This is a genomic window from Gryllotalpicola koreensis, assembly GCF_039538185.1.
Taxonomy (GTDB): Bacteria; Actinomycetota; Actinomycetes; order Actinomycetales; family Microbacteriaceae; genus Gryllotalpicola; species Gryllotalpicola koreensis.
On sequence record NZ_BAABBW010000001.1, the window covers coordinates 638,363 to 660,911 of the forward strand.

Here is a 22,549-nt window from a genome sequence, read left to right on the forward strand (position 1 = left end):
CTCGTGACCGTCGCACTCGCCGCACCCCACCATGACGCGGTCGCAGCCGGACGGCAGGCGGCCGAGGCCGGCGGCAACGCCCTCGACGCGGCTCTCGCCGCAGCAGTGATGCTCACGGTGGTCTACCCGCATCAGTGCGCGATCGGAGGTGACCTCATCGCTGTCGTGCGCGCCCCTGGCGGCGCTACGCACGCGGTCCTTGCAGCGGGCACCGCACCCGCAGCAGTGCTGACCGCCGCGGGGGGCTGGTCACGAGTGCCGCGCCAGGGTGCGCATGCGGTGACGGTGCCAGGCATCGTCGCGGGCTGGACTGCTATCGCCGGGCTGGGGGCATCGCGCCCGCTTTCCGGCCCCTTCCGCGGTGCGGCGCGCATGGCGCGCGAGGGTGCGGTGGTAAGCGAAGGGCTCGCCCGCGCAATCGCCAGCGAAGGCGATGCCGTGGTCGCCGACCCCGGACTGTCTTCGGTCTTCCTTGACGGCGACGGACGCCCGCTGGGCGCTGGTGAGATCTTCCGGCAACCCGCGCTTGCCGGCACCCTCGACAGGCTCGCTGCCGACCCGGCCGACATCTACACCGGCGAGACCGCTCGGCGCCTCGTTGCGGCGCTGCGCGCCGCCGGAGGCACCCATACCGAGGACGACTTCGCCGGGTATGCGCCCGAGGTGGTGCCGGCACTCACCGTCGACGCGGCGGGCCGCCGATGGTCCGTCGCCCCGCCGCCCTCGGCGGGCGTTCTGGTGCCGGCCGTGGTGCGCGCAGCGACGTCGGAGGAAGGCGCCCCGGTGGCGGCATTGGTCGGGGCGAGCCTGCGTGGCGTCGCGGCCCGCGGTGCCCGGCTGGGCGATCCACGCGTCAGCCCGGTCGACATCGACGCGCTGCTTGCGCTCGACGGTACTGCGATATCCGCCGCCCGCGAGGCACGCGCCAGCGGTGACACCGCCGCCATCGTCGCGATCGATGACGCCGGATGGGCAGTCACCATCGTGCAGAGCGTCTACATGACCTTCGGTGCGGGTCTGCTCGATCCGGCATCCGGTGTGCTCGTTCATAACCGCGCAAGCGCCTTCGTGATGGATCCGGCCTCACCCGCGCGGCTGGCGCCGGGGGCGCGCCCACCGCACACGCTTTCGCCGCTGATCGTCGAAGATGGTGAGACGGTGCTCGTGGCCGGCTGTCAGGGTGGCCGCGCCCAGCCCTGGATTCTCTCGCAGCTGCTCGCCGCCCCAGGCTCGCTGCACGCGCCGCTCGACGAACTGCTGGCGCGCCCGCGCTGGGTTGTCGGCGACGTCGATCTCGGCTTCGACCAGCTCACGCTCGTGAGTGAGCCCGGAGCAGACCCGGCTGCTGCGATCGCGGCTGCGGCGGCCGGCATCCGCGTCGCCGCCTTCGATGGACCGGCTGACGAGGCCGGTCATGTCCAGTTCGTCCGTATCGATGCCAGCGGTGGCGTCGCGGCCGCGAGCGATCCGCGTGCCGATGGCGCAGGCATCATCGTCCCCACCCCGAAACAAGAGGAGCAGTCATGACCGCACGTCATTGGAGCGACCCGATCACCCCTGCCGAGATCACCGAGGTCGCGTCACTCGTGCTGGGTGATGGCCGCATCGGCGAGCATCCGCGCTTCTGGGGCATCGCCGTGGAGGAATCGCTCGCGCGCGCTCTCGCCGACGGACAGGGGCGCCCCGTGCGTCTCGTGGTCATGAACCCGGACGCCCACGCCGCGTGGGAGGTCACGGGCTGGACCTCTGGCATCGATCGTGCCGCCTCGCTCTTGGCCTGGACACCGGTGGATGCCAAGCGCCCAGGCGTCTCGTCGGACGAGGCGCGCATGGTCGCGCAGGCTGCCCGCAACAGCCCGGTGCTGAAGGAAGCCCTCGCCAAGCGCGGCATCGTCGATACGTCGCTCGTCTGGGTGGATCCCGAGTCCATCACGGGTTTCGAGCCGGAGGATCTGGCCGACCGCCGGCTGTCCTGGGGAACGGTCTGGCATCGCGAGTCGATCGACGACAACGGCTACGCCCGCCCGGTCGCAGGGCTTGTGCCGATCATCGATCTGGAAACGCTGGAGATCGTGCGGCTCGAGGACCACGGCGTCATCCCGATGGCGAGCGAGACGGGCAGGTACGCCTCGGGCACCTGGGGTCCCGACCGCACGGTCGCCCCGCTCGAGATCACGCAACCCGAAGGCCCCGGGTTCACCGTCGAGGGTCATGAGGTGCGTTGGCAGAACTGGTCGTTCCGCATCGGCTTCACGCATCGCGAAGGACTCGTCTTGCACGACGTCGCGTACCACGACGGCGACGCTGTGCGCCCCGTGCTTGATCGGGCCGCGATCAATGAGATGTATGTGCCGTACCTCGACTCCGACCCGACCGCGTACCGCAAGAACTTCTTCGACTGGGGGGAGTACGGTGCTGGGCCTCTGACCGCCTCGCTTGAGCTCGGCTGCGACTGCCTCGGAGAGATCCGCTACTTCGACGCGCACTACATCGACGGATTCGGCGAGGCGCGCACGATCACCAACGGCATCTGCATGCACGAGGAGGATGACTCGATCCTCTGGAAGCACGTGAACACCCGCACCGGCGACTCGGAGGTGCGCCGCCAACGCCGGCTCGTCATCTCGTTCTTCGCCACCGTCGCGAACTACGACTACGGCTTCTACTGGTCGCTGTATCAGGACGGCGCCATCGAGCTCGAGGTCAAGCTCACCGGCATCCTTTCGGTCTCCGGCATCGCAGACGGGGCGGAGCCGGCCTACGGGCGCATGGTCGCCCCGAATGTGCAGGCGCCGACACATCAGCACTATTTCGCGGTGCGTCTCGACACGGCTGTGGACGGCCCGTTGAATCGGCTCGTGGAGGTGCATGCCGAATCCGAAGAGGACGAGACACTGAACCCCTACGGCAACGCCGTACGCATGGTCTCGACCACGATCGCATCGGAGCGCGAGGCCGCGAGGGCGAACGATCCCGCACGCGCTGTGCACTGGCGCATCGAGAGCACCGAACACACCAACCGATACGGCGATGCGACGTCCTTCCGCCTGGTGATGCCGAATACGACTCGCCTGTTCGCGCGCCCGGGCAGCGTGGTCGAGCGCAAAGCGCCGTTCGTCGCCAAGCATGTCTGGGCCACGGCATACGACCCGGCTGAACGCTTCATCGCGGGTGACTATCCGAACCAGGCGCCCCTCGGGGAGGAGGGCATCACCGCGTGGCAGCGCGCTGATCGACCGCTCGACGGTGCACGGCTGGTGGTGTGGCCGGTCCTTGGCGTTCATCATTACGTGCGCCCGGAGGACTGGCCGGTCATGCCTCTGCAGCGGATCGGCTTCCGTATGGAGCCCGACGGATTCTTCGACCGCAACCCCGCGCTCGATGTGCCGCCTTCCAACCCCGCGCACTGCTCGCCGACGAGCCACGCGACCCATGGTCACGCGCAGCACGACGCGCATGCGGCGCATGGTCACGCTCACCATGAGCATGGCATGCATTGACGCGAGCGGTCCTCGGTGACCGAGCTGTTGCACGCGGGGGCACTCGGAGCATCCGCCCTCTGCGCGGGATGCGCAGCGCTGGACCGCCCGCGTCCTCGTGTGCGCGAGCTGCTACTGATGACGGTCATGACCCTGGGGATGCTCGATCTCGTGACGGGGATGCGGGTGGTGCCGGTCGTCGTGTGGAGTGGGATGCTGCTTGCAGCATCCCTCGCGCTGGCGGTGCGTCGGCGTGGCCGCATCGGGGACGATCAGGATGCGCGGCGCCGGTTGCACACGACGTTGTCCGGCGTGCTGATGGCGGGCCTCATGCTCATCATGGCTATCGGCCACCGGCACACGATTCAGCAGCCGGGACATCATCATGCCGTGACGGGCCCGTTGCTTGTGGCCGCTCTGGCGATGGGATCCGCGTTCCTCGCCGCCTCGGCGGCGCGTGGCGCATTCCGCGGAGATTCGATGACCAGATTGGGGTACGGGAGCCTCGCCGCCTCGGTCGCTCTGACAGCTCTCGCTGCCTTCGTCTGACTCCGTGCCGCGCGAGCAGCGCCGCTCGGTCGTTTCAGCCGGTGAAGACCGTGGAGCTGCGCTGCTCGTACCAGCGCGCCAGCTGCTCACCCGCGCTCACAACATGCGCGCGTGTCTCAGCGCGGGCGGCTTCGACGTCGCCGTTCTCGATGGCTTCGATGATGCGCAGATGCTCCTGGTAGTTCTCCTCTCGGTGACGCTCGTCACCGACCAAGAGCTGTGCGGACACGTTGCGAGGGAAGGTCTCGTTGATCTCCTCGATCATGCGAGCGAGCCGCGCGTTGGCGGCGATCTCGGCGATGGTCGTGTGGAAGACGTCGTTCTCCTTGCGGCTGGCGAGTGCCCGCTCCTGCGATTCGTCACTGCCCTGCGAGCGGTCGTACATCTGCTGGTTCGCGGTGCGCAACCGCGCGAGGTCCTGCCGCGAGATGCGGCTGACCGCCCGCACGGCCGCGAGCGCCTCGAGCTCGGCGCGCACCTCGTAGGCTTCGCGCACCTCCCAGGGAGCCGGCACGCGCACCACGGCTCCCCGGTTCGGCACCACTTCGATGAGGCCGCCCGTCTGCAGCTGCCGTAGCGCCTCCCGGATGGGCGTGCGACTGACGCCGAAGTCGCTGGCGAGCTCCGCCTGGCGCAACTGGGCGCCGATCGGGATGTCGCCGTTCATGATCCGTTCCCGGATCTTGCCGGCGATCTCGTCGACGAGGGCATGGCCCGTGGTCTCCAGCAGGGAATCAGTCACCGGGATGGCCTCTTTTCTCTGTGTGCGGGATGCGGCGCCACACGGAGGAAACGTAGCAGAATCGGAACTTCAGTTGGATTCGACATCGCCGCATCGAGTCCATCAAGAATCGAATTGGATCCACAACAATCATGTTAGGATCCACGAATGGGCACCGCCTCCGAACTCCGAGTCCGCGTTCGCGGCATGATCCGCGAGGCGGAGGATGTGCTCTCGGTCGAACTTGAGTCGCTGGAAGGTCCGCTTCCCGCCTGGCAGCCCGGCGCCCACGTCGATCTGCTGCTCCCTGGTGCGCCCGCACGCCAGTACTCGCTGTGCGGGAACCCGGCCGACCAGCGCTACCGCATCGCCGTGCTGCGGGAGCCGGACAGCCGGGGCGGGTCACGAGCCGTCCACGAGCGGCTGCGACCTGGCGACGAGATCACATTGCGTCCACCCGTCAATCACTTCGCCCTCGAGCCTGCTCCTGGCTATCTCTTCATCGCCGGCGGCATCGGCATCACCCCGTTGTTGCCGATGCTCGCCGCAGCGGATGCCGCGGCTGTGCCGTGGCGACTGCTCTACCTGGGGTCGTCACGTGCCCGGATGCCGTTTCTGAATGAGCTCGAACGCTGGGGTGACGCGGTCACCGTGATCGCCCGCGACGAGGGCATCCGCGCCGATCTGGCAGCGGAGATCGCCGCCCACTCAGCTGAACTCGTCTATGCCTGCGGACCGCAACGCCTCCTCGCTGCGTTGATCGAGGCGATGCCCGACGCCGAGGATCGGCTGCGCGTGGAGTACTTCACTGCCCCTGCCGTTGAATACAAGCCTGGCGGGCCGTTTCGCATCCGCCTCGACCGCGCTGGCCTGGAGCTCGAGGTCGCGCCCGAGGAGTCGATCCTCGACGTCATGCGAGGCGCAGGGGTCGACGTGCTCTCCGACTGTGAGGAGGGGATCTGTGGCAGCTGTGAGACGCGGGTCGTTGATGGCGAGGTCGAGCACCGCGACTTCGTGCTCACTGCGCAGGAGAAGGCACGCGGCGACTGCCTGATGGTGTGCGTTTCACGCGCCGCCTGTCCTCTGCTCGTCCTCGACGCCTAGCCATCAATCCACGAAGGAATCGCCCTCATGCTCAAGCAGGAAGACAACGAGAAGATCACCCGTACTGGCCCGGGGACGCCGCTGGGGAACCTGCTGCGCTCCTACTGGCAGCCGGCGGCTCTGGTCTCGGAGATGCCGGGCGAGCGCCCTGTGAAGCAGGTGCGCATCATGGGCGAAGATCTGGTGCTCTTCAAGAAGCGCGAGGGTTGGGGCCTCATCAGTCGTTATTGCGCGCACCGCGGTGTCGACCTCTCCTATGGCCGGCTCGAGGAGGATGGGATCCGCTGCCTGTATCACGGCTGGCTCTACGACGGGCAGGGACGCTGCGTCGAGCAGCCGGCGGAGCCGGAGCACAGCCAGTTCCTCGGCAAGATTCGTATTGCGAACTACCCCTGCGTGGAGCGCAACGGCATCATCTTCACCTATATGGGCGCCGGCGAGGCGCCGCCGTTCCCGCATTTCGACTGTTTCGTGGCGCCCGAGGAATACACCTTCGCCTTCAAGGGCCTCTGGGACTGCAACTGGCTGCAGGGGTTGGAAGGTGGCATCGATCCGAGCCATGTCTCATTCCTGCACCGGTTCATCCAGGAGGATCCGCGCGAGATGTATGGGCAGCAGTTCGCCGAGGAGGTCGAGGGCACCGGCAAGAAGCTTTCGATGCTGGTCGGGGAAAGCTACCGCCCCGACATCGAGGTCGAGAGCGCTGAGCACGGCCTGCGGGTCTACGCGCTGCGCCAACTGACCGAGGACATCAAGCACGTACGCGTGACGAACCTGCTGTTCCCGAACGCGTTCGTCGTTCCTTTCGGGAACACCAAGGTCTTCACCCAATGGCACGTGCCGATCGATGACGATCACCACTACTGGTACATGATCTGGTACGACTTCGCCGAAACAACGGACAAGGATACTCTGTTGCGACAGCGGCTGGAGGGCGTGAGCCTGCCGGATTACCGACCTTTGCGCAACCGCTCGAACAACTGGGGCTTCGACCCGCAGGAGCAGAAGGAGCTCACCTATACGGGCATGGGTCTTGACATCAACGTCCACGACCAGTGGGCGGTGGAGAGCATGGGCGCGATCCAGGACCGCACCGTGGAGCGGCTCGGCGTCTCCGACCGCGCTGTCAGCGCGAACCGACGGCTGCTGCTGCGCGCGATCGATGCCTTCGCCTCGGGAGCGGCGACGCCGTCCCATCCGATCAGCGAGGCGGAAGCCGAGCAGTTGACGGGTCCGGTCGCGATGGACACCATCGCAGCAAACGACGCCTGGCACACGCGGTGGCTGGAGCGCGAAGCAGAGCGCCGGGCTGCGTCGCCGTGGGCGGGACCGCTCCTGGCGAGACAGGAGCGCGTGGATGCGTGAGCGTAACGTCGACGAGCGACGTGTCTCCGACAACGGCGGCGGCGTCTCGGCGCGGCCCATGCTTGCCAAGGATCGCGAGGGATTCATCGGCCGACACGGCCTCTGGACGGAGGCGCAGTACGCGGCCGCGGGTCAGTTGCGGCGCGTCATGGACGAGATCGGCATTGAGATGGTGCGCTTCTCGTTCGCCGATCAGCATGGCATCCTGCGCAGCAAGACCATCGCCCGCGCGGGGGTGGATGCCGCCCTGCGCACCGGCGTGACCGCACCGAGCTCGCTGCTGCTCAAGGACACCTCCGGCCAGTCGGTCTTCTCGGTCTTCAGCGCAGACACAGGCGTCGGAGTCGGCGGATTCAGCGGGGCGGGCGATATCGTCCTCGTCCCCGACCCCCGCACGTTCCGCGTACTGCCGTGGGCCGAGCGCACCGCGTGGATCCTGTGCGACCTGCGATTCCCTGACGGTTCTCCCGTGCCGTTCTGCTCACGCAGCCTGCTCCGTGGACGTCTCGAGGCGCTCGCCGAGGGCGGCCTGGGCATGACCGTCGGCGCTGAGCTCGAGTTCCATGTCTTTCGGATGAGCGATGGCGACCTGCAGGTCGAGCACGTGGCCACGCCTGGGCGCCCGGGCGGCGCGATCGACGCGGCTCCTACGACGCGCGGGGCGCAGCTGCTGCATGAAGAATCCCTCGACGGCATGCAGCCGCTCGTAGACGCGCTCTACCGCGGGATCACCCTGCTCGACCTGCCGCTGCGCTCCATCGAACTCGAGTTCGGGGCGAGTCAGTTCGAGCTCACCATGGAAGCCGGAGACGCTGGAGACATCGCGGATGCGGTCATGCTGTGCCGGATGGCCGTGCGCAGCATCGCACGCCGACTCGGCTATCACGCCACCTTCATGTCCCGCCCCCAGGGTGCCGAGGGCTCCTCGACCGGGTGGCATCTGCATCAGTCGCTCTACGACCTCACGACCGGCGTCGGCGTCTTCGTGCCCGAGGACGGGCCCCCGCTCTCCCCGATGGGAAGGTCCTATCTCGCCGGCCTGCTCGCCCACGCGGCTGGGGCGGCGCCGCTGACGACCCCGACAGTCAATGGATACAAGCGCTATCAGCCGTTCTCGCTCGCACCTGACCGGATCGCGTGGGGGATCGACAACAAGGGTGCGATGATCCGCGCGGTGGGCGGTGTCGGCGACCCGACGACGCGGCTAGAGAACCGATCGGGGGAGCCGGCAGCGAATCCGTACCTCTATATCGCCTCGCAGTTGATCAGCGGCATGGACGGTATCGCACGGGGCCTCACGCCGCCCGCGCCCACCACCGACCCCTACCGCGTTGACGCGCCCGCGCTTCCCGAGTCGCTCGGTGCTGCGGTCGACGCTTTCGTCGCAGACGATGCCTTCCGCACGGCGCTCGGCGACGCGGTGGTGGACTGGTACGCGACGATCAAACGCGCCGAGTTCTCCCGCTACTTGCGCCATGTCTCCGACTGGGAGCAGCGCGAATACTTCTCGATCCACTGAAACAGGAAGCATCATGAGCATCAGAAGCACCGTCACTGCCCTGCCGGGCTACGAGCCGTTCTTCCTCGCAGGGGAGTGGGTGCCCGCCGCCGACCGCGAACTCCTCGAGATCGTCGACCCGGCCACTCAGGAAGTCCTCACCACCGTCGCTCAGGCCACCGTCGAGGACGTCGACGCAGCAGTCTCGACCGCCGTCCACGCCCATGAGGACCGGCGGTGGAGCGGGATGGCGCCGCTGGACCGCAGCCGCATCCTGAACCGAGTGGCCGAGCTGATCGAGGAGCGCCAGGAGGAGCTCGCGGTGCTCGAGACGCGCGACAACGGTAAGCCGATCGAGCGCTCCCGTGCTGACACGTTGACGGCCGCACGCACGTTCCGGCACTTCGCCGGCGCCCCGTCTCGCCTCGGCGGCACAGTCATCCCCATCGACGGCGGCGGCCACCACGTCTACACCGTGATGCAGCCGGTGGGGCCGGTCGCGATCGTGCTGCCGTGGAACTTCCCGATCATGACCGCCGCCTTCAAACTCGCCCCTGCGCTCGCGGCCGGATGCCCTGTGGTCGCAAAGCCGGCCGAAGATACTCCCATCACCCTCCTGCGTCTCGCGGCGATCATGCAGGAGGCGGGCATCCCCGATGGCGTGGTGAGTGTGCTGACCGGCGACGGTCGGGTCGGCGCGGTGCTCACTGAGCACCCCGGCATTGCGAAGATCACCTTCACGGGTTCCACCGAGGTCGGCCGCGCGGTCGCACACGTCGCAGCGGAGGACTTCAAGCGCGTGACTCTCGAACTCGGTGGCAAGAGTCCCAACATCGTTTTCGAGGACGCCGACCTCGACGCGGCTGTGACGACCGCGATGCGGGCCTCCTTCGGCCACTCCGGCCAGATGTGCACGGCAGGCAGCCGACTTCTCGTGCAGCGCTCGATCCTCGCCGAGATGACCGAGCGGCTTGCGGCAGCCGTGCGGCGGGTGCCGGTCGGGGACGGCCTCGACGGCGGCATCACCGTCGGCCCGCTCGTCTCGGAGGAGCAGCGCGAGCGCGTGCTCGGGTACATCCGCGCCGGTGTCGATGAGGGGGCCGAGCTCGTCGTCGGTGGCGGCACCCGATCGCCGGGCTTCTACGTCGAGCCGACACTGTTCTCGAATGTCACCAACGACATGGTGATCGCCCGCGAGGAGATCTTCGGCCCGGTCGTCGGCATCATCCCGTTCGACGACGAGGCGGATGCGGTGCGCATCGCCAACGACACGGCATACGGCCTGGCCGCCGGAGTGTGGACGCGCGACCTGTCGCGCGCCCATCGTCTGGCCGGAGTCATCAACGCCGGGACGATCTGGATCAACACCTACAACGTGTTCGACCCTGCGCTGTCGTTCGGTGGCGTCGGCGAATCCGGGCTCGGCCGCGATCTCGGCGAGGAGGGGCTCGCCGGCTTCTGCGAGCCGAAGAGCGTCGTCATCGCGCTGTGACTCGGATGTCTTCCATCGCACGGTGGGACGCGATGGCGACCAAGGCCGCGACGACGGTCTATCGCCCGCATCACGTCATCACCCTCAACCCTGACGCCCCTCATGCCGAGGCCTTCGCCGTGCGGAATGGTCGCATCTGCGCCATCGGTGAGTTGGCCGAGGTGCTGGCCGCGGTGCCGAAAAGCACGCCAGTGGAGGAACTCGACGGCGTGGTGCTGCCCGGCCTCATCGATGCGCACATGCATCTGCAGCGCGGCGGGCTGAAGGCCCTCGACTACCTCGGGCCGGACGACGACGTCGAGGCATTCATCATCGCGATGCACGACAGCTTCGATGATGACGGACCGGCGCATCCGCCCTTCGGCGACCGGATCAGGGCGATCGAACGGGTGCAGCCGCTGCTGCACGCCCTCGGTTTCACCGGCGTCATCGATCCCGCCGTCACGCCGGACGAGCTGCGAGGTTACCGGGCGGCGCACGCCCGAGGGCTGCTCACCATGCGCACGCTGGCCATGCCCTACCTTGAGATCGGCGTACCCGGGATCCCCGATGTCGACGCGGTCATTGCTCGCCTCGACGGCGTCGGCGTCGCCACCGGATTCGGCGACGAGATGCTGCGGCTCGGGCCGATCAAGGTCTATGCCGATGGAGAGGCGCTCGCCGGTCAGGCGCTGCTCGAAGAGCCGTGGGATGACGCAGGTTATCGAGGTCTGCAGCGCATCGACACAACCGAGTACGAGCGCCTCGTCACCTGGTGCGCGAGCCATGGCTGGGGCGTCGGCGCCCACGCGGTCGGCGGTGCGGCCGTCGCTTTGGTGGTCGCGGCCGCCGAGCGTGCTGGCGCGGATGTCCGCGGGCTGCGTTTCCAGGCGATCCACGCCTACCTGGAGCCCTCGGCCGAGGCCATGCGCCGTGCCGCGGCCACCGGCGTCGTCGCCTCGCTGCAGCCGTCGATCATCTGGCACAACGGTGCCGGGCTGCGCCGTGCGCTCGGCGAACGCGCGGAGACTGCGAACCCGGTGCGCAGCTGGCTGGACGCCGGAGCCTGCGTCGCCTTCGGATCTGACGGCCCCTATTTCGCCTTCGACCCACGCCATCTCATGTGGCAGGCGGCGACCCGCCGCATCGAGGGGGAGGAGCGCCCACTGGATGCCAGTGAGGCGATCAGCATTGACGAAGCGCTGGCCGCGTACACGACGGGCGCGGCCTACGCCGCCCTGGCTGAGCACGAACGTGGCGCGTTGCGACCCGGCTACCGCGCTGACTGGGCGCTGTGGAGCGCTGACCCGACTACCGTGCCCATCGACGAGGTGCGCAGCCTGATCGTGCTGCGCACCGACGTGGGCGGACGCACGGTCCACCGGAAGGAGAACCCCTGATGACCGAGATTCCGCTGTACCGCTGGAGCGCACGCGCCCTCGCCGACGGCATCGCCGCACGCGAGATCTCCGCGGCCGAGGTCATGCGCGCTCATCTCGATCGCATTGCTGACGTCGAGCACGACGTGGCCGCGTTCGTTTCGATGGTGCCCGAGGCCGAGGCGATGGCCATGGCGGATGCCGCGGACCGTGCTGTCGCAGCCGGCGAGCCGCTCGGCCCCCTGCATGGTCTGCCCACGGGCGTGAAAGACCTGATCGACGTGGCGGGCCTGCCGACTTCGCACGGCTCCGCGGCCTACCTCGATGCCGCGCCGGCCACGAGCGACAGCGTGCTCGCCGAGAACCTGCGGCGCGCAGGAGCGCTCATCATCGGGAAGACCAACACCCCCGAGGTCGGGCTCGGCACTCTCACCTTCAATCCCGTTCGGGGCGTGTGTCGGAACCCGTGGGATCTGTCGCGGCACGCAGGTGGATCCAGCGGCGGCGCGGGTGCCGCGCTCGCCGCGGGAATGCTGCCGATCGCGGACGGGTCAGACAGCGGTGGCAGCATCCGATATCCCGCGTCGTTCTGCAACATCGTCGGCCTGCGCCCGACGCCGGGCACCGTGCCCACCGGGCGACTCGGCAACGGGTGGGACCCGCATGGCGTGCTCGGGCCGATGGCGCGCGACTCCGCCGATGTCGCCCTCATCCTGTCCGGCATCTCAGGGCTCGACCGCCGTGCTCCGCTGTCATGGGTGCCTGACGCCGCGGTGTTCTCGGAGGTCGCGCCCCTGCCTGTGGAGCAGATCTGCCTCGGCTGGAGCCCCGACGTCGGCGGCCTGCCCATTGACCCCGAAGTGCGGCAGGCACTGAGTCGGGCACGAGAGCAGCTGGAAGCGGCGGGCGTCGAGATCATCGACCTGGAGCCCGACCTGGCCGGCGCTGACGAGTGCTGGCAGGCCATCGAGATGTTCGGCTTCGGCACCGATGGCTCGGCGCGTTTCGCCGAGGGGCGCACCGGATTCCGCGACGACTACCTGCGCAACGTGGCAGAGGGGCGGGCGCTCACCGCCGACCAGTATGCCGCCGCGCTCGCTCAGCGCACGCAGATCTTCCGGCGCACCGCTGAGGTGCTGACCAAAGTCGACGCGGTGATCTATCCGGCGACGCCTGTCGCGGCGCCGGCGGCTGAGCTGGAGTGGGTGCCCGAGGTCGATGGGGTGGTCTTCGACCGCTACTTCCTATGGCAGAGAGCGGCGTGCCGGCTCACGGTTACAGGGCACCCCGTGCTCGCGACTCCGGCCGGGTTCACCTCAGGGGGCCTGCCTGTCGGCATGCAGTTGCTCGGCCCGTCGCGCGGGGACGCCCGGCTGCTCGCGATCGGCATGGCCGTCGAGGCCGTGCTCGGACACGTCGGTCGCGTTCCTACGGCGATCCCGGCGTAGCGCGATGGCGCTTGCGGAGCCGCGGCTCACGGCCTCCGGCGGCTCGGGCGCGGAGCTGCGCATGTTCGAAGAGGAGGGACACAGATTTGCTCTTCTCGAAGGGATTCCGCCCGTGGGTTCCGAGGGACTCCTGGCAGCTGTGGAGCTTGTGCCTGGGCCGCCGCCCGAGGCGGCGCGGCCCCGCATCGCTCTCGCGCACGGGCAGGACGCCGCAGGCTGGTGGATCGGTCTCGATGCCGGCGGTCGTTGCGCGGTCGGCGTGATGACGGAGGCCGGCCCCGTGAGCCTGCCGGTCGGCGCGCGGTTGATGCAGGGTGAGGCCGTGCGCGTGGTGGCACGGATTCCGGGCCGCAGCGGAGAGCGTCTGCAGGTCGAGCTGTGGCACGGGTCGGAGCGCGTAACGGCGTCCGCCGTGCTCGGCGCGACGGTGGTCGCCGCCGCCGGCCCCGTGGTCTGGGGCGGTCGGGCAGGAGCCGCTCATGCGCGGCTGCCGTTTCTCGGCCGCGTCGCCGAGCTGCTTCTCGTCGGCGACGCCCGGGTGCCGCTGGAAGACGCGGTCGAGCACCCGGCGATCGTTGCGTGCGTGACGGGCAGCATCGACAGCTCAGTCGACGGCGGCTGATCGGCGATCCGGGGGCCTCGTCAGCGGCGATCGAGCAGCAGCGCGGGACGCTGCACGAGCATGTCCTGGAGCCGTTCGTCGGACACGCCGGCGCGCGCGAGCGCCGGCACGATGCGCCGTACGACGTGGCCGTAGCCCATGCCGCCGTGACGGGTCAGCTGACCCTTGGTCCAGACCGAGCACGACAGAGTGATGGGCGTGGAAGGACGTGCCTCGAGCAGATCTAGGAGGAAATGGATGCGCTCGTCGTCGTTCGCGTCGCGCGCGTCGTCGCCGAAGTGGTTCTCGCTGCCGAAGGCGAACTCGACGACGGCGCCTCGATCGGCGATCGCCGTGACATAGTCGAGCTCGCGCACCTTGTCGATGTTGCAGAACAGGATGCGTTCGGGCGAGAGCCCCGTTGCGATGAGCAGATCGGCGACTTCAGGGCCACGCCGCGCGGCGGCATCCAGGCGGATGCTCACGGCCGCCCCGTTCGCGGCGGCCGCGCGCCCGGCTGCGCGCAGCGCTCGCAGCTCGGCCGGCGTGAGCTCTGCGCTCGTGCCGAGAAGCCCGAGAAGGCCGGCTCGGAAGCCGGTCCCGGGGATCGCGGTCTCGAGTGCGTCGTGGAACTCGGCCTCGAGATCGGCCTCGCTGCGATCGCGCCACCAGGCGGGAAGCGTCTTGTCGATATAGCTGCCGTAGGCGGCCACAACCGTCATGCCGCTGCGACGCGCGACCTCAGGCAACTGGGCGTGGCGGGGGCCCATGCCGTGCGGCGTCGCCTCGACGATCGTGCTGATCCCGGCATCGACGGCGTCGGCGAGCTCGGAAACAGCGTCGTCGAGGGAGTCGAGGGCGAGATTGTCAGCCGACGAGAGCCAACTCCAGCGCAGGTCGCCGAGAATCTCCGGCCGCACGGGCCCTTCGATGCGGCCGCCCTCCCGGGTAGGCCGTAGCAGGATGGTGCTGTCGGTCAGAACGTGCTCGTTAGTCGAGACGCGGCCGAGCGCCTCGGCGGGGACGGGGCCGAGGACAGACTCGATCATAAGATGGATCCTAAACCATTGATTGTGGATCCGTTTTCAGAGCCACTTCCCGAGCAAAAAGGCGAGCGCATGATCATCGACGCATACAACACCACCCAGGACGTTCGCGGCCGATCCGACTACTTGACCGGCGCGCGGCCGGGTGAGGAGCCGCCCGCGTACACGCCGTTCGATCCGCAGCGCATCCTCGATCGCATGGACGCCGCGGGCGTCGACATGGCGATGGTGTGTTCGCTCGCGCAGCGCATCGAGAACGACTTCATCATCGGACTGCAAGACGCCCATCCCGATCGCTTCATCGGCTTCGGCCAGGTCATGCCGCAGGCGGACGACGCTCTTGATGAGATCGACAGGCTCGCCGAGGCCGGAATCCGGGGCCTCAAGCTGCACCCGAGCATGCACGGCTATCACGTGGCGGACCATGGCTTGCTGGATCCGGTGTTCCGCGCCTGCGCCCGGCATGGCATGGCCGTCATCATCAACGCCCTCGACGACGCCTTCTGCGCGCCCTTTGCGATTGAGGAGGTCGCGAAGGATCACCCCGACGTGCCCACGATCATCGCGCACATGGGGGCCGTGTGGAACGTGCCTGAGGCGATCATCGTGGCCGAGCGGCGCGACAACGTATATCTCGAGACGAGTGCGACCTTGATGGCCGACGTCAAGCGCGCCTACGCGCGGCTGGGAGGCGAGAAGATCCTGATGGGCACCGAGTGGCCGGGCTCGGACTTCGACATCGAGCGCCTCAAAATCTCCAAGGCGATCACCGACGAAGCCGATCGCGCCCTGGTCGAAGGCCTCAACTACGCGCGGCTGCTGCGGATCGAGGTCGGCGCATGAGCGACCGGCCACCGCTGGCACGGCCAGCTGACATGGACGATGCCGACGCCGACCTGCTCGCAGTGGCACGCGAACTGCTCGAGAGCGGATACCGAGCAGGGCGCCATGAGGTGGCGACGGCATGGCGTCTGTCCGACGGCACGGTCGTCACCGGCATCCATGTCGACGGATCTGCGCGCCGCAGCGCCGTCTGCGCAGAAGGTGTTGCCGCGGGCAACGCCATCGCCTACGCCGCGGGCAATGGCACGTCTGCCGAGGTGATGGCGATCGTGAGCGTGCTGCGGCGACCGTCGGGCAGCTGGCATGTCATCGAGCCGTGCGGGGTCTGCGCCGAGCTCATCACGGACTACTGGCCGCGCGCGCGGGTGTGGGTGGGCCGCGGCGGGGCGATCGTCCCTTTCGAGGCGCGGGACCTGCTGCCCGCGAAGCACGACCGGCTTTGGTGACGTAATCCAAAGGAAACATATGTGGATGCATACTGAACGTAATTGGATCCGATCTTGCGTCACGACCGCGTCCAAGCACTGATCCTGCACCCACATGTCGCAAGTTCCCGAGGAGATCACATGACCGTGACGAAGACCTTGGCCGTCGCAGCGCTCATCGCCGCCGCCGGCCTCGCCCTCAGCGCGTGTTCCGGCACCGCTGCAACGACGTCGTCGACGCCGGGCTCGTCGAGCACCCCGACCGGCACCATCAACACCGAGCTCTGGTACGCCCCGACGATCTTCGATCCCTCGCAGGCCTCAGCCGACGCGGATACCGACGTCGCACGCCTGGGCTTCGACACCCTGCTGCGCAAGGGCGACAAGACCGGTTACATCGGCGGCCTCGCAACCTCCTGGAAAACCGTCTCCAACACCGAGTACACCTTCGACATCCGCGATGACGCCACCTGCTCCGACGGGACCAAGATCACCCCCTCGGTCGTCGCGGCATCGCTCAAGTACCTCGCGACCTCGGACAAGGCGGCCGCGCAAACGAACAAGACCGCGGTCTTCGGCTCGGGCACTCCCGCATTCGCCGCCGACGACAGTGCGGGAAAGCTGACCATCCGCTTGAGCACCCCTTACTCCGAGCTGCTCAACGGCCTCACCAACGCGACCAGCGGCATCATCTGCCCCGCCGGCCTCAAGGATCTGGACGGTCTCGCCAAGGGCACGGTCGCTGGCGCGTGGTCTGGTCCGTATACGCTGACCAACTTCAAGGCAGGGGTGAGCGCGAGTTACACCTTCCGCAAGGGCTATGACGCGTGGCCCAAATGGGACGATGTGACGGGAACCCCGGCCAAGACCATCAACATCACGGTCTCGACTGACTCCAACACGAGCGCAAACCTGCTCACCTCGGGCGGCATCGACATCACCCGGTTCTATGACTCGAACGCCCTGCGCTTCACCAAGAACAAGGCGTACTCGTATGTGACGATGCCGAGCTCGGCATACACGCTCATCCTGAACGAGAACAAGGGCGGCATGTTCGCCGGCAACCAGGAGCTGCGCACTGCCGTCGCCCAGGCCATCAAGCCGGCCGGATTCAACTCCGCGGGTCTCGACGGACTCGGCACCGCGCTCACCTCGGTCGACCCCTCGAGCGTCTCGTGCACGATCGACGGATCGTCGATCCTGCCCAAGGTCGATGTCACCGCGGCGAAGAAGGAGTTGACGGGCAAGACGATTCGCCTGCTCGCGATGTCCAACTGGGATCCCGCGATCGACTACCTCGCCACGGCACTGCGCGCCGCGGGCGCCACGGTGAACGTCTCGACTCCTGATGCGAGCATCTGGCAAACCGAGATGCGCACCGAGCCGGAGAAGTGGGACATCGCACTCAACGCCACCACCGTCGCCGCACCGCTGAGCGACACGATCGCCACCTACGTCGGCCCGACCGCCGCAGACGGAGGCCGCAGCATCGGCGGAGCCGACAACGCCGAAGGATACGCCGCCCTTCAGTCGGCGCTCGCTGCGTCCGATTCCGCCACGCAGTGCGCCGACTTCAAGACGGCGCAGAAGACGATCCTGAGCCGCGTCGACATGGTGCCGCTCATCACCGACACCCACTACATCATCGCCCGCAAGGGATTCGCCTCGACGGTGTTCTCGGGGTACTGGGACATCTCCTCGATGCGCATCACCGACTGAGGCGACTCGCGCCCCGCACCACCTGCCCGAACCGGACGAACAGGAGATATCGAGTGAGTCACTCCATTGACGCGAGCGATAGCCTCTCGTCCTCCGGTCTGGGCATTCCCGGGGGGCATAACGCCCCCCGGGAACTTCGGGCTAGCAGCCTCGCCGGGGCATGGCGCCGGTTCATCGGACGCCGGCTCATCGGGCTCGCCGTGAATCTGGTGCTCCTCGTGCTGGTGACCTTCATCATCGTGCGCCTGATCCCGGGTGATCCAGCCGCGGCGATCGCGGGCACCGATGCCAGCCAAAGCCAGGTCGACGCCGTGCGCGCGGAACTGGGCCTCGACAAGCCGCTGCCGGTGCAGTTCGGCCAGTACGTGCTGGGGGTTCTGCACGGCGACTTCGGCACCTCATTCCACTACCAGCTGCCAGCCCTGCAGATCGTCCTGACTGCGGCTCCGTACACGATCGCGATCGCGTTCGCATCGCTGATCGTCTTCCTCTTCTTCGGCCTCGCCATCGGCATCGCGGTGGGCATCATCACCCGCGGGGACCGTCACCGCTGGCTCGACCACGTCTTCAACATCGGAGCCGGGCTTATCGCATCGATCCCCGCCTACGTGCAGGCAACCCTGCTCATCATGGTCTTCGCCGTGTGGCTGGTCTGGCTCCCGCCGGCCTATTCGCCGAGCTACGGTCTGGCGCAGTCGGCCGTGCTGCCCGTGGCTGCGCTGAGCCTCGGGTGCATCGCATCCGTCGCCCGCATCACCCGTCGCGAGGTCGCGGTCGTGCTCGAGCAGGACTACATGCGCACCGCACGCGGATGGCGTCTGCCGTCGCTGACTCTGTATGCGAAGCACATGCTTCCCAACGTGGTGACGACAGCGCTCACTCTCTCCGGCATCATTCTCACCGCGCTGCTCGGGTCTGCACTCATCGTCGAGTCGGTGTTCGCCTGGCCGGGTCTCGGGACGGTGTCCGTGCAGGCGATCTCAGAGTTCAAGGACTACCCGATCATCCGCGCTGCGGTGTTCGTGATCGGCACGATCTCACTGCTCTTCACCTTCTTCATCGACATCATCCTGGGCATCCTGGACCCCCGTACGCTCGGAGATCACCGTGGCTAGCCTCTTCACCAGGCCGCGCGCGGCCGCGCGGCGTCGCACGGCGTCCCCTTTGCTCTATCTCGGATACGGGATGCTCGCCGTCCTCGTGCTCACCGCGATCATCGCGCCGATCTTCCTCGATCACGCGGCGACCACTCTCACCAGTACGGCGAATTCCGGTCCGACCCATGCCCATCCCATGGGCACCGACAGCCTGGGCAGGGACATGCTCGCACGCGTCCTTGTCGCCACCCGAGAGACGATGCTCGCGGCCGTGTTCTCGACCGCGATCGCGGCCGTCCTGGGCATTGGATTGGGCATCGCCGCCTGGCTCGCGGCGCGCCGAGTGCGAGAGGTTATCCTGCGGCTCATCGAGTTCTGGGTTTCTTACCCGACGCTTCTGGTGGCGATCATCGTGGCTGCGATTCTGGGTCGGGGGCTAGCTCCGGCGGTGTTCGCCATCGGCCTCGCCAACGCGGGCGGCTTCGCCCGGCTGACCGCGAACCTCGCGGCCGGCATCTCGACGCGCGAATTCGTTGTTACCGCCCGCCTCATGGGGGTGCCGTCCGGGCGCATCGCGACACGGCACATCGTGCCGAACATGGCGGAGCCCCAGCTCATCCTGATCGCGCAGGCTTTCGCCGGGGCTCTCGTCGAGCTGTCCGGGCTTTCGTTCATCGGCCTGGGCGCGCAGAGCCCATCTTTCGACTGGGGGGCGCTCTTGAACGAGGGCGCCTCGAAGATCTACACGAATCCGATCCTCATCGTGGGGCCGTCTATCGCCCTCGTTTTCGCCTCGCTCGCCGCGCTCTTCGTGGGAGACGGGTTGGCGGCCGCAGCCAACCCGCGTACGAACCTGCGCCGGGCGCGCATGCTGCATCACTCCGGTACAGAGCTCGCGCCGCTCACCCCGGACACGCTGCTCTCGGTCGACCACCTCACCGTGCGCCACGACGACAGCGGCCGCGAACTCGTCTCCGACGTGTCGCTGAGCATCCGTCGTGGCGAGGTACTCGGTATTGTCGGCGAATCCGGCTCCGGCAAGTCAGTCACCGCGTCCGTGGTGTCGAAGCTGCTTGCGGAAGGCCTCACAGCCACGGCCGCCCGGGCCGAGCTGTCCGGAGCCGACCTGCTCGGCCGCGTCTCCGGACGTGAGCTTGCACGTCGTGTCGCGATGGTCTACCAAGACCCGGGCACCGCGCTCAATCCAGCGCTCACGCTGGGCAACCAGTTGAGCGACGTGCTTTCCCGAGCGCTCGGCTCGACCCGCCGTGCCGCACGCCAAAACCTGCTCGAACGCTTCCGGGATGTGCTGCTGACTGATCCGGAAGGCCGGATGCGGCAGTACCCGCACCAGCTCTCCGGCGGCATGAAGCAGCGCGCGATGATCGCCTCAGCCATGAGTACTCGCGCCGAACTGCTTGTCGCAGACGAACCGACGACGGCACTCGACGTCACCGTGCAGCGCGAGGTGCTCACCCTGATCAAGCGAATGAACGCGACGATGGGCACCTCGGTGCTGTTCATCTCACACGATCTCGGGGTCGTGCGCGCGCTCTGCGATCGCGTGCTTGTGATGAGGGACGGAAGGATCGTGGAAGCCATCGACGACGTCGCACACATGACGCCCGAGGGCGTCGTACATCCATATACCCGCCAGCTGTTGGAGGCGACCCCGATCGTGACCATGCCCGGGCGAGACATCGAGGGAGCGGCCCGGTGAACACGGCGATGGTCGAGGTGAACTCCCTCGGAGTCTCTTTCGGGTCCACCCGCGTGCTGCATGACGTCTCCCTGAGGCTCGAGGCAGGCCAGACGATCGGCGTCGTCGGCGAGTCCGGCTCGGGCAAGTCGACACTGGCCAAGGTGCTCGTCGGCATCGTCGCGCCGGATGCCGGCAGCGTCGTTGTCGATGCGTTCGATGTGCGCACCCTCGGCCATAGCCAGCGCGCGGCCTTCCGCTATCGCCGGCGGGTGCAAATGATCCCACAGGACCCTTTTTCGTCGCTCTCGCCGCGTCGCACCGTCGGGCAGACACTTGCCGAGGCGCTCGACCCGGTTTGGGCGAACGTGCGCCGCTTTGAAGACCGCATCGCGTTCTGGCTCGAGCGAGTCGGCTTGCCTGCCGATGCCATGAACCGCTACCCGCACGAGTTCTCGGGCGGCCAGAGGCAGCGCGTTGCGATCGCTCGGAGTCTCATCCTCGAGCCGTCTGTGGTGATCGCTGATGAGATCACGTCGGCGCTCGACGTCTCCGTGCAGGTGCAGATCCTCGAGATGATCGCCGAGATCAAGGACGAGCTGAACGTGACGATGATGTTCATCTCGCACAATCTCGCCGTCGTGCAGAGCGTCAGCGACATGGTCGCCGTGATGTATCAAGGCGAGATCGTTGAGATCGGCTCGGTGGAGCAGATTTACTCCGACCCGCAGCACTGGTACACGAAGCGGCTCCTCGACGCGGATCCCGGCGCTCCCGGCTTCAGCCTCGAGTGGCGATGAACGACGCGCCGCGCGACCCAAGCGGTATCGCTGCGCCCGTGGCGCGCCTGCCTGAGGTGCCTGTTGCGTCGCGACGGCTCCGCCTGGTGGGCGCGACGGTGATCGATGGAGCATTGAACGATCCGATCTCGGATGCTGAGATCGAGATCGCTGACGGCTGCATTGCCTACACCGGCCCGCGTCGCCGCCGCGATCTTGCCGAGGCGGCGGTGGTCGACTTGCGCGGAGGATGGGTGCTGCCCGGGTTTGTGGACGCGCACGTGCATCTCGTGATGAGTCCGGAATCAGAGGAACGCCAGCGCCTATGGTTCCCTGAGCAGGCGGTCGTCGCTGCGCTCGGCAACCTGCGCGCGACCGTCGAGGCCGGCGTGACGACGGCACGCGATCTGAGCGGTCTCACCCCGGGGTACCGAGCCAGCATCGCCGCCGGCGATGTGGTGGGGCCGCGTCTCCACCTGGCTATTGCGATGCTCTCGCCGACTGGCGGCCATGCCGACCCGGTGCGTGCGAATGGCTCGCTGCCGCTGTGGGCAGAGCGCGCCACGACGCCCGGATGGGCAGTCGTCGACACCGCCGAGGAGGTCATGCGCGCGGTGCGAGTGCTCGTGCGAACGGGTGCCGATGTCATCAAGGTGTGCACATCGGGCGGCGTGACCTCTCCGCACGACGAGCCCGAGGACGCCGGCATCCCTCGTGAGCACGTCGAGCTCATCGCGCGGGAGCTGGCAGGTCGTCGGGGGCTGCCTATCGCGGCTCATGCCCAGAACAACGCGAGTGTGCGCGCCGCGGTCCTCGGCGGTGTCGCGAGCGTCGAGCACGGCTACGACATGTCGGATTCCACCATCGAGTTGCTGGTCGAGCACGGTACGACGCTTGTGCCTACGCTCAGCACGCTACTGCGTCCGTCCGCTCCCGGGGGCGAGCGGTTCGATGAGAGTCGTCGAGTGCGCCAGGATCGCGCGCTCTCGGCGATCCGCCGCGCCGTCGCGGCGGGCGTGCCGCTCGCGCTCGGAACAGATGCAGGTATCCACCCGCACGGCCGCAACCTCACTGAACTCGGCCACCTGGTGCGGGCTGGGCTCAGCCCGCTCGAGGCCGTGCACGCCGGCACGCTCGCGGGCGCCCGACTGCTGCGTCTGGACGACCGGCTCGGTTCGATCCGGGTCGGCGCGTTGGCGGACCTGGTCGTCGTGAACGCGGACCCCCTCGCGCGGATCGACGAACTTGCGGATCCAGCAACCGTTCGCGCAGTCCTTCAGGGCGGCCGCTTCGTCAAGGACCTCGACGGGATCGGCCCGCGCTGAG

19 protein-coding genes are annotated in these 22,549 nt (G+C 68.0%); 17 read left to right on the forward strand and 2 right to left on the reverse strand.

The annotated features are described in order from the left end of the window. Positions 1-3 precede the first annotated feature (3 nt). The 3 genes from ABD708_RS03075 (at position 4) to ABD708_RS03085 (ending at position 4,028) form a co-directional block, all read left to right on the forward strand. Positions 4-1,527, forward strand: coding sequence for a gamma-glutamyltransferase (locus tag ABD708_RS03075; protein ID WP_344751810.1), 1,524 nt, complete (start codon positions 4-6; stop codon positions 1,525-1,527). Further along, a complete protein-coding gene (locus ABD708_RS03080; protein WP_344751811.1) occupies positions 1,524-3,500 on the forward strand; it encodes a primary-amine oxidase in 1,977 nt (658 codons plus the stop codon). Before ABD708_RS03075 ends, ABD708_RS03080 begins: the two co-directional genes overlap by 4 nt. 117 nt (positions 3,501-3,617) lie before the next feature. Beyond that, on the forward strand, positions 3,618-4,028 hold the full coding sequence (locus ABD708_RS03085; RefSeq protein ID WP_344751812.1) for a hypothetical protein: 411 nt from the start codon (positions 3,618-3,620) through the stop codon (positions 4,026-4,028). Between the two features lie 34 nt (positions 4,029-4,062). Here ABD708_RS03085 and ABD708_RS03090 read toward each other — a convergent pair whose 3' ends face one another. Further along, positions 4,063-4,770, reverse strand: coding sequence for a GntR family transcriptional regulator (locus tag ABD708_RS03090; RefSeq protein ID WP_344751813.1), 708 nt, complete (start codon positions 4,768-4,770; stop codon positions 4,063-4,065). A 147-nt stretch (positions 4,771-4,917) separates the two neighbouring features. On the opposite strand from ABD708_RS03090, the gene ABD708_RS03095 reads away from it, so the two are divergent. The 7 genes from ABD708_RS03095 (at position 4,918) to ABD708_RS03125 (ending at position 13,636) form a co-directional block, all read left to right on the forward strand. Further along, on the forward strand, positions 4,918-5,853 hold the full coding sequence (locus tag ABD708_RS03095; protein WP_344751814.1) for a PDR/VanB family oxidoreductase: 936 nt from the start codon (positions 4,918-4,920) through the stop codon (positions 5,851-5,853). 27 nt (positions 5,854-5,880) lie between these two features. Further along, positions 5,881-7,218, forward strand: a complete 1,338-nt coding sequence (locus ABD708_RS03100) for a Rieske 2Fe-2S domain-containing protein (RefSeq protein WP_344751815.1) — start codon at positions 5,881-5,883, stop codon at positions 7,216-7,218. After that, positions 7,211-8,737: a glutamine synthetase family protein gene (locus ABD708_RS03105; protein ID WP_344751816.1), complete on the forward strand. Its 1,527-nt coding sequence runs from the start codon at positions 7,211-7,213 to the stop codon at positions 8,735-8,737. The genes ABD708_RS03100 and ABD708_RS03105 overlap by 8 nt, the downstream gene beginning before the upstream one ends. Positions 8,738-8,750: 13 nt before the next feature. Then, the gene (locus ABD708_RS03110; RefSeq protein ID WP_344751817.1) at positions 8,751-10,208 is read left to right on the forward strand and encodes an aldehyde dehydrogenase family protein; all 1,458 of its coding nucleotides are present in this window, start codon (positions 8,751-8,753) and stop codon (positions 10,206-10,208) included. Positions 10,209-10,240: 32 nt separating this feature from the next. Next, positions 10,241-11,587, forward strand: coding sequence for an amidohydrolase (locus tag ABD708_RS03115; protein WP_344751818.1), 1,347 nt, complete (start codon positions 10,241-10,243; stop codon positions 11,585-11,587). Further along, positions 11,587-13,014, forward strand: coding sequence for an amidase (locus ABD708_RS03120; protein WP_344751819.1), 1,428 nt, complete (start codon positions 11,587-11,589; stop codon positions 13,012-13,014). Before ABD708_RS03115 ends, ABD708_RS03120 begins: the two co-directional genes overlap by 1 nt. A 112-nt stretch (positions 13,015-13,126) precedes the next feature. Then, entirely contained in the window at positions 13,127-13,636 is a 510-nt protein-coding gene (locus tag ABD708_RS03125; protein WP_344751820.1) for a hypothetical protein, read from the forward strand. Positions 13,637-13,656: 20 nt separating this feature from the next. Here ABD708_RS03125 and ABD708_RS03130 read toward each other — a convergent pair whose 3' ends face one another. Then, complete coding sequence (locus ABD708_RS03130) at positions 13,657-14,664, reverse strand: phosphotriesterase family protein (protein WP_344751821.1); 1,008 nt, start codon at positions 14,662-14,664, stop codon at positions 13,657-13,659. 3 nt (positions 14,665-14,667) lie between these two features. On the opposite strand from ABD708_RS03130, the gene ABD708_RS03135 reads away from it, so the two are divergent. The 7 genes from ABD708_RS03135 to ABD708_RS03165 all read left to right on the forward strand — a co-directional run bounded on the left by ABD708_RS03135 (position 14,668) and on the right by ABD708_RS03165 (position 22,548). Next, positions 14,668-15,504, forward strand: a complete 837-nt coding sequence (locus ABD708_RS03135; protein WP_344751822.1) for an amidohydrolase family protein — start codon at positions 14,668-14,670, stop codon at positions 15,502-15,504. 32 nt (positions 15,505-15,536) lie between these two features. After that, positions 15,537-15,950: a cytidine/deoxycytidylate deaminase family protein gene (locus ABD708_RS03140; protein ID WP_344751823.1), complete on the forward strand. Its 414-nt coding sequence runs from the start codon at positions 15,537-15,539 to the stop codon at positions 15,948-15,950. 120 nt (positions 15,951-16,070) lie between these two features. Further along, entirely contained in the window at positions 16,071-17,648 is a 1,578-nt protein-coding gene (locus ABD708_RS03145; protein ID WP_344751824.1) for an ABC transporter substrate-binding protein, read from the forward strand. 173 nt (positions 17,649-17,821) lie between these two features. Continuing rightward, positions 17,822-18,763 carry an ABC transporter permease gene (locus ABD708_RS03150; protein ID WP_425553242.1) on the forward strand — a complete coding sequence of 314 codons (942 nt, stop codon included), beginning with the start codon at positions 17,822-17,824 and terminating at the stop codon, positions 18,761-18,763. Between the two features lie 70 nt (positions 18,764-18,833). Next, positions 18,834-20,465: a dipeptide/oligopeptide/nickel ABC transporter permease/ATP-binding protein gene (locus ABD708_RS03155; RefSeq protein ID WP_344751826.1), complete on the forward strand. Its 1,632-nt coding sequence runs from the start codon at positions 18,834-18,836 to the stop codon at positions 20,463-20,465. Beyond that, positions 20,462-21,244 (forward strand): ABC transporter ATP-binding protein, encoded by a 783-nt coding sequence (locus tag ABD708_RS03160; protein ID WP_344751827.1) that lies wholly within the window; start codon positions 20,462-20,464, stop codon positions 21,242-21,244. Before ABD708_RS03155 ends, ABD708_RS03160 begins: the two co-directional genes overlap by 4 nt. After that, positions 21,241-22,548, forward strand: coding sequence for a metal-dependent hydrolase family protein (locus ABD708_RS03165; RefSeq protein ID WP_344751828.1), 1,308 nt, complete (start codon positions 21,241-21,243; stop codon positions 22,546-22,548). Before ABD708_RS03160 ends, ABD708_RS03165 begins: the two co-directional genes overlap by 4 nt. Position 22,549 lies beyond the last annotated feature (1 nt).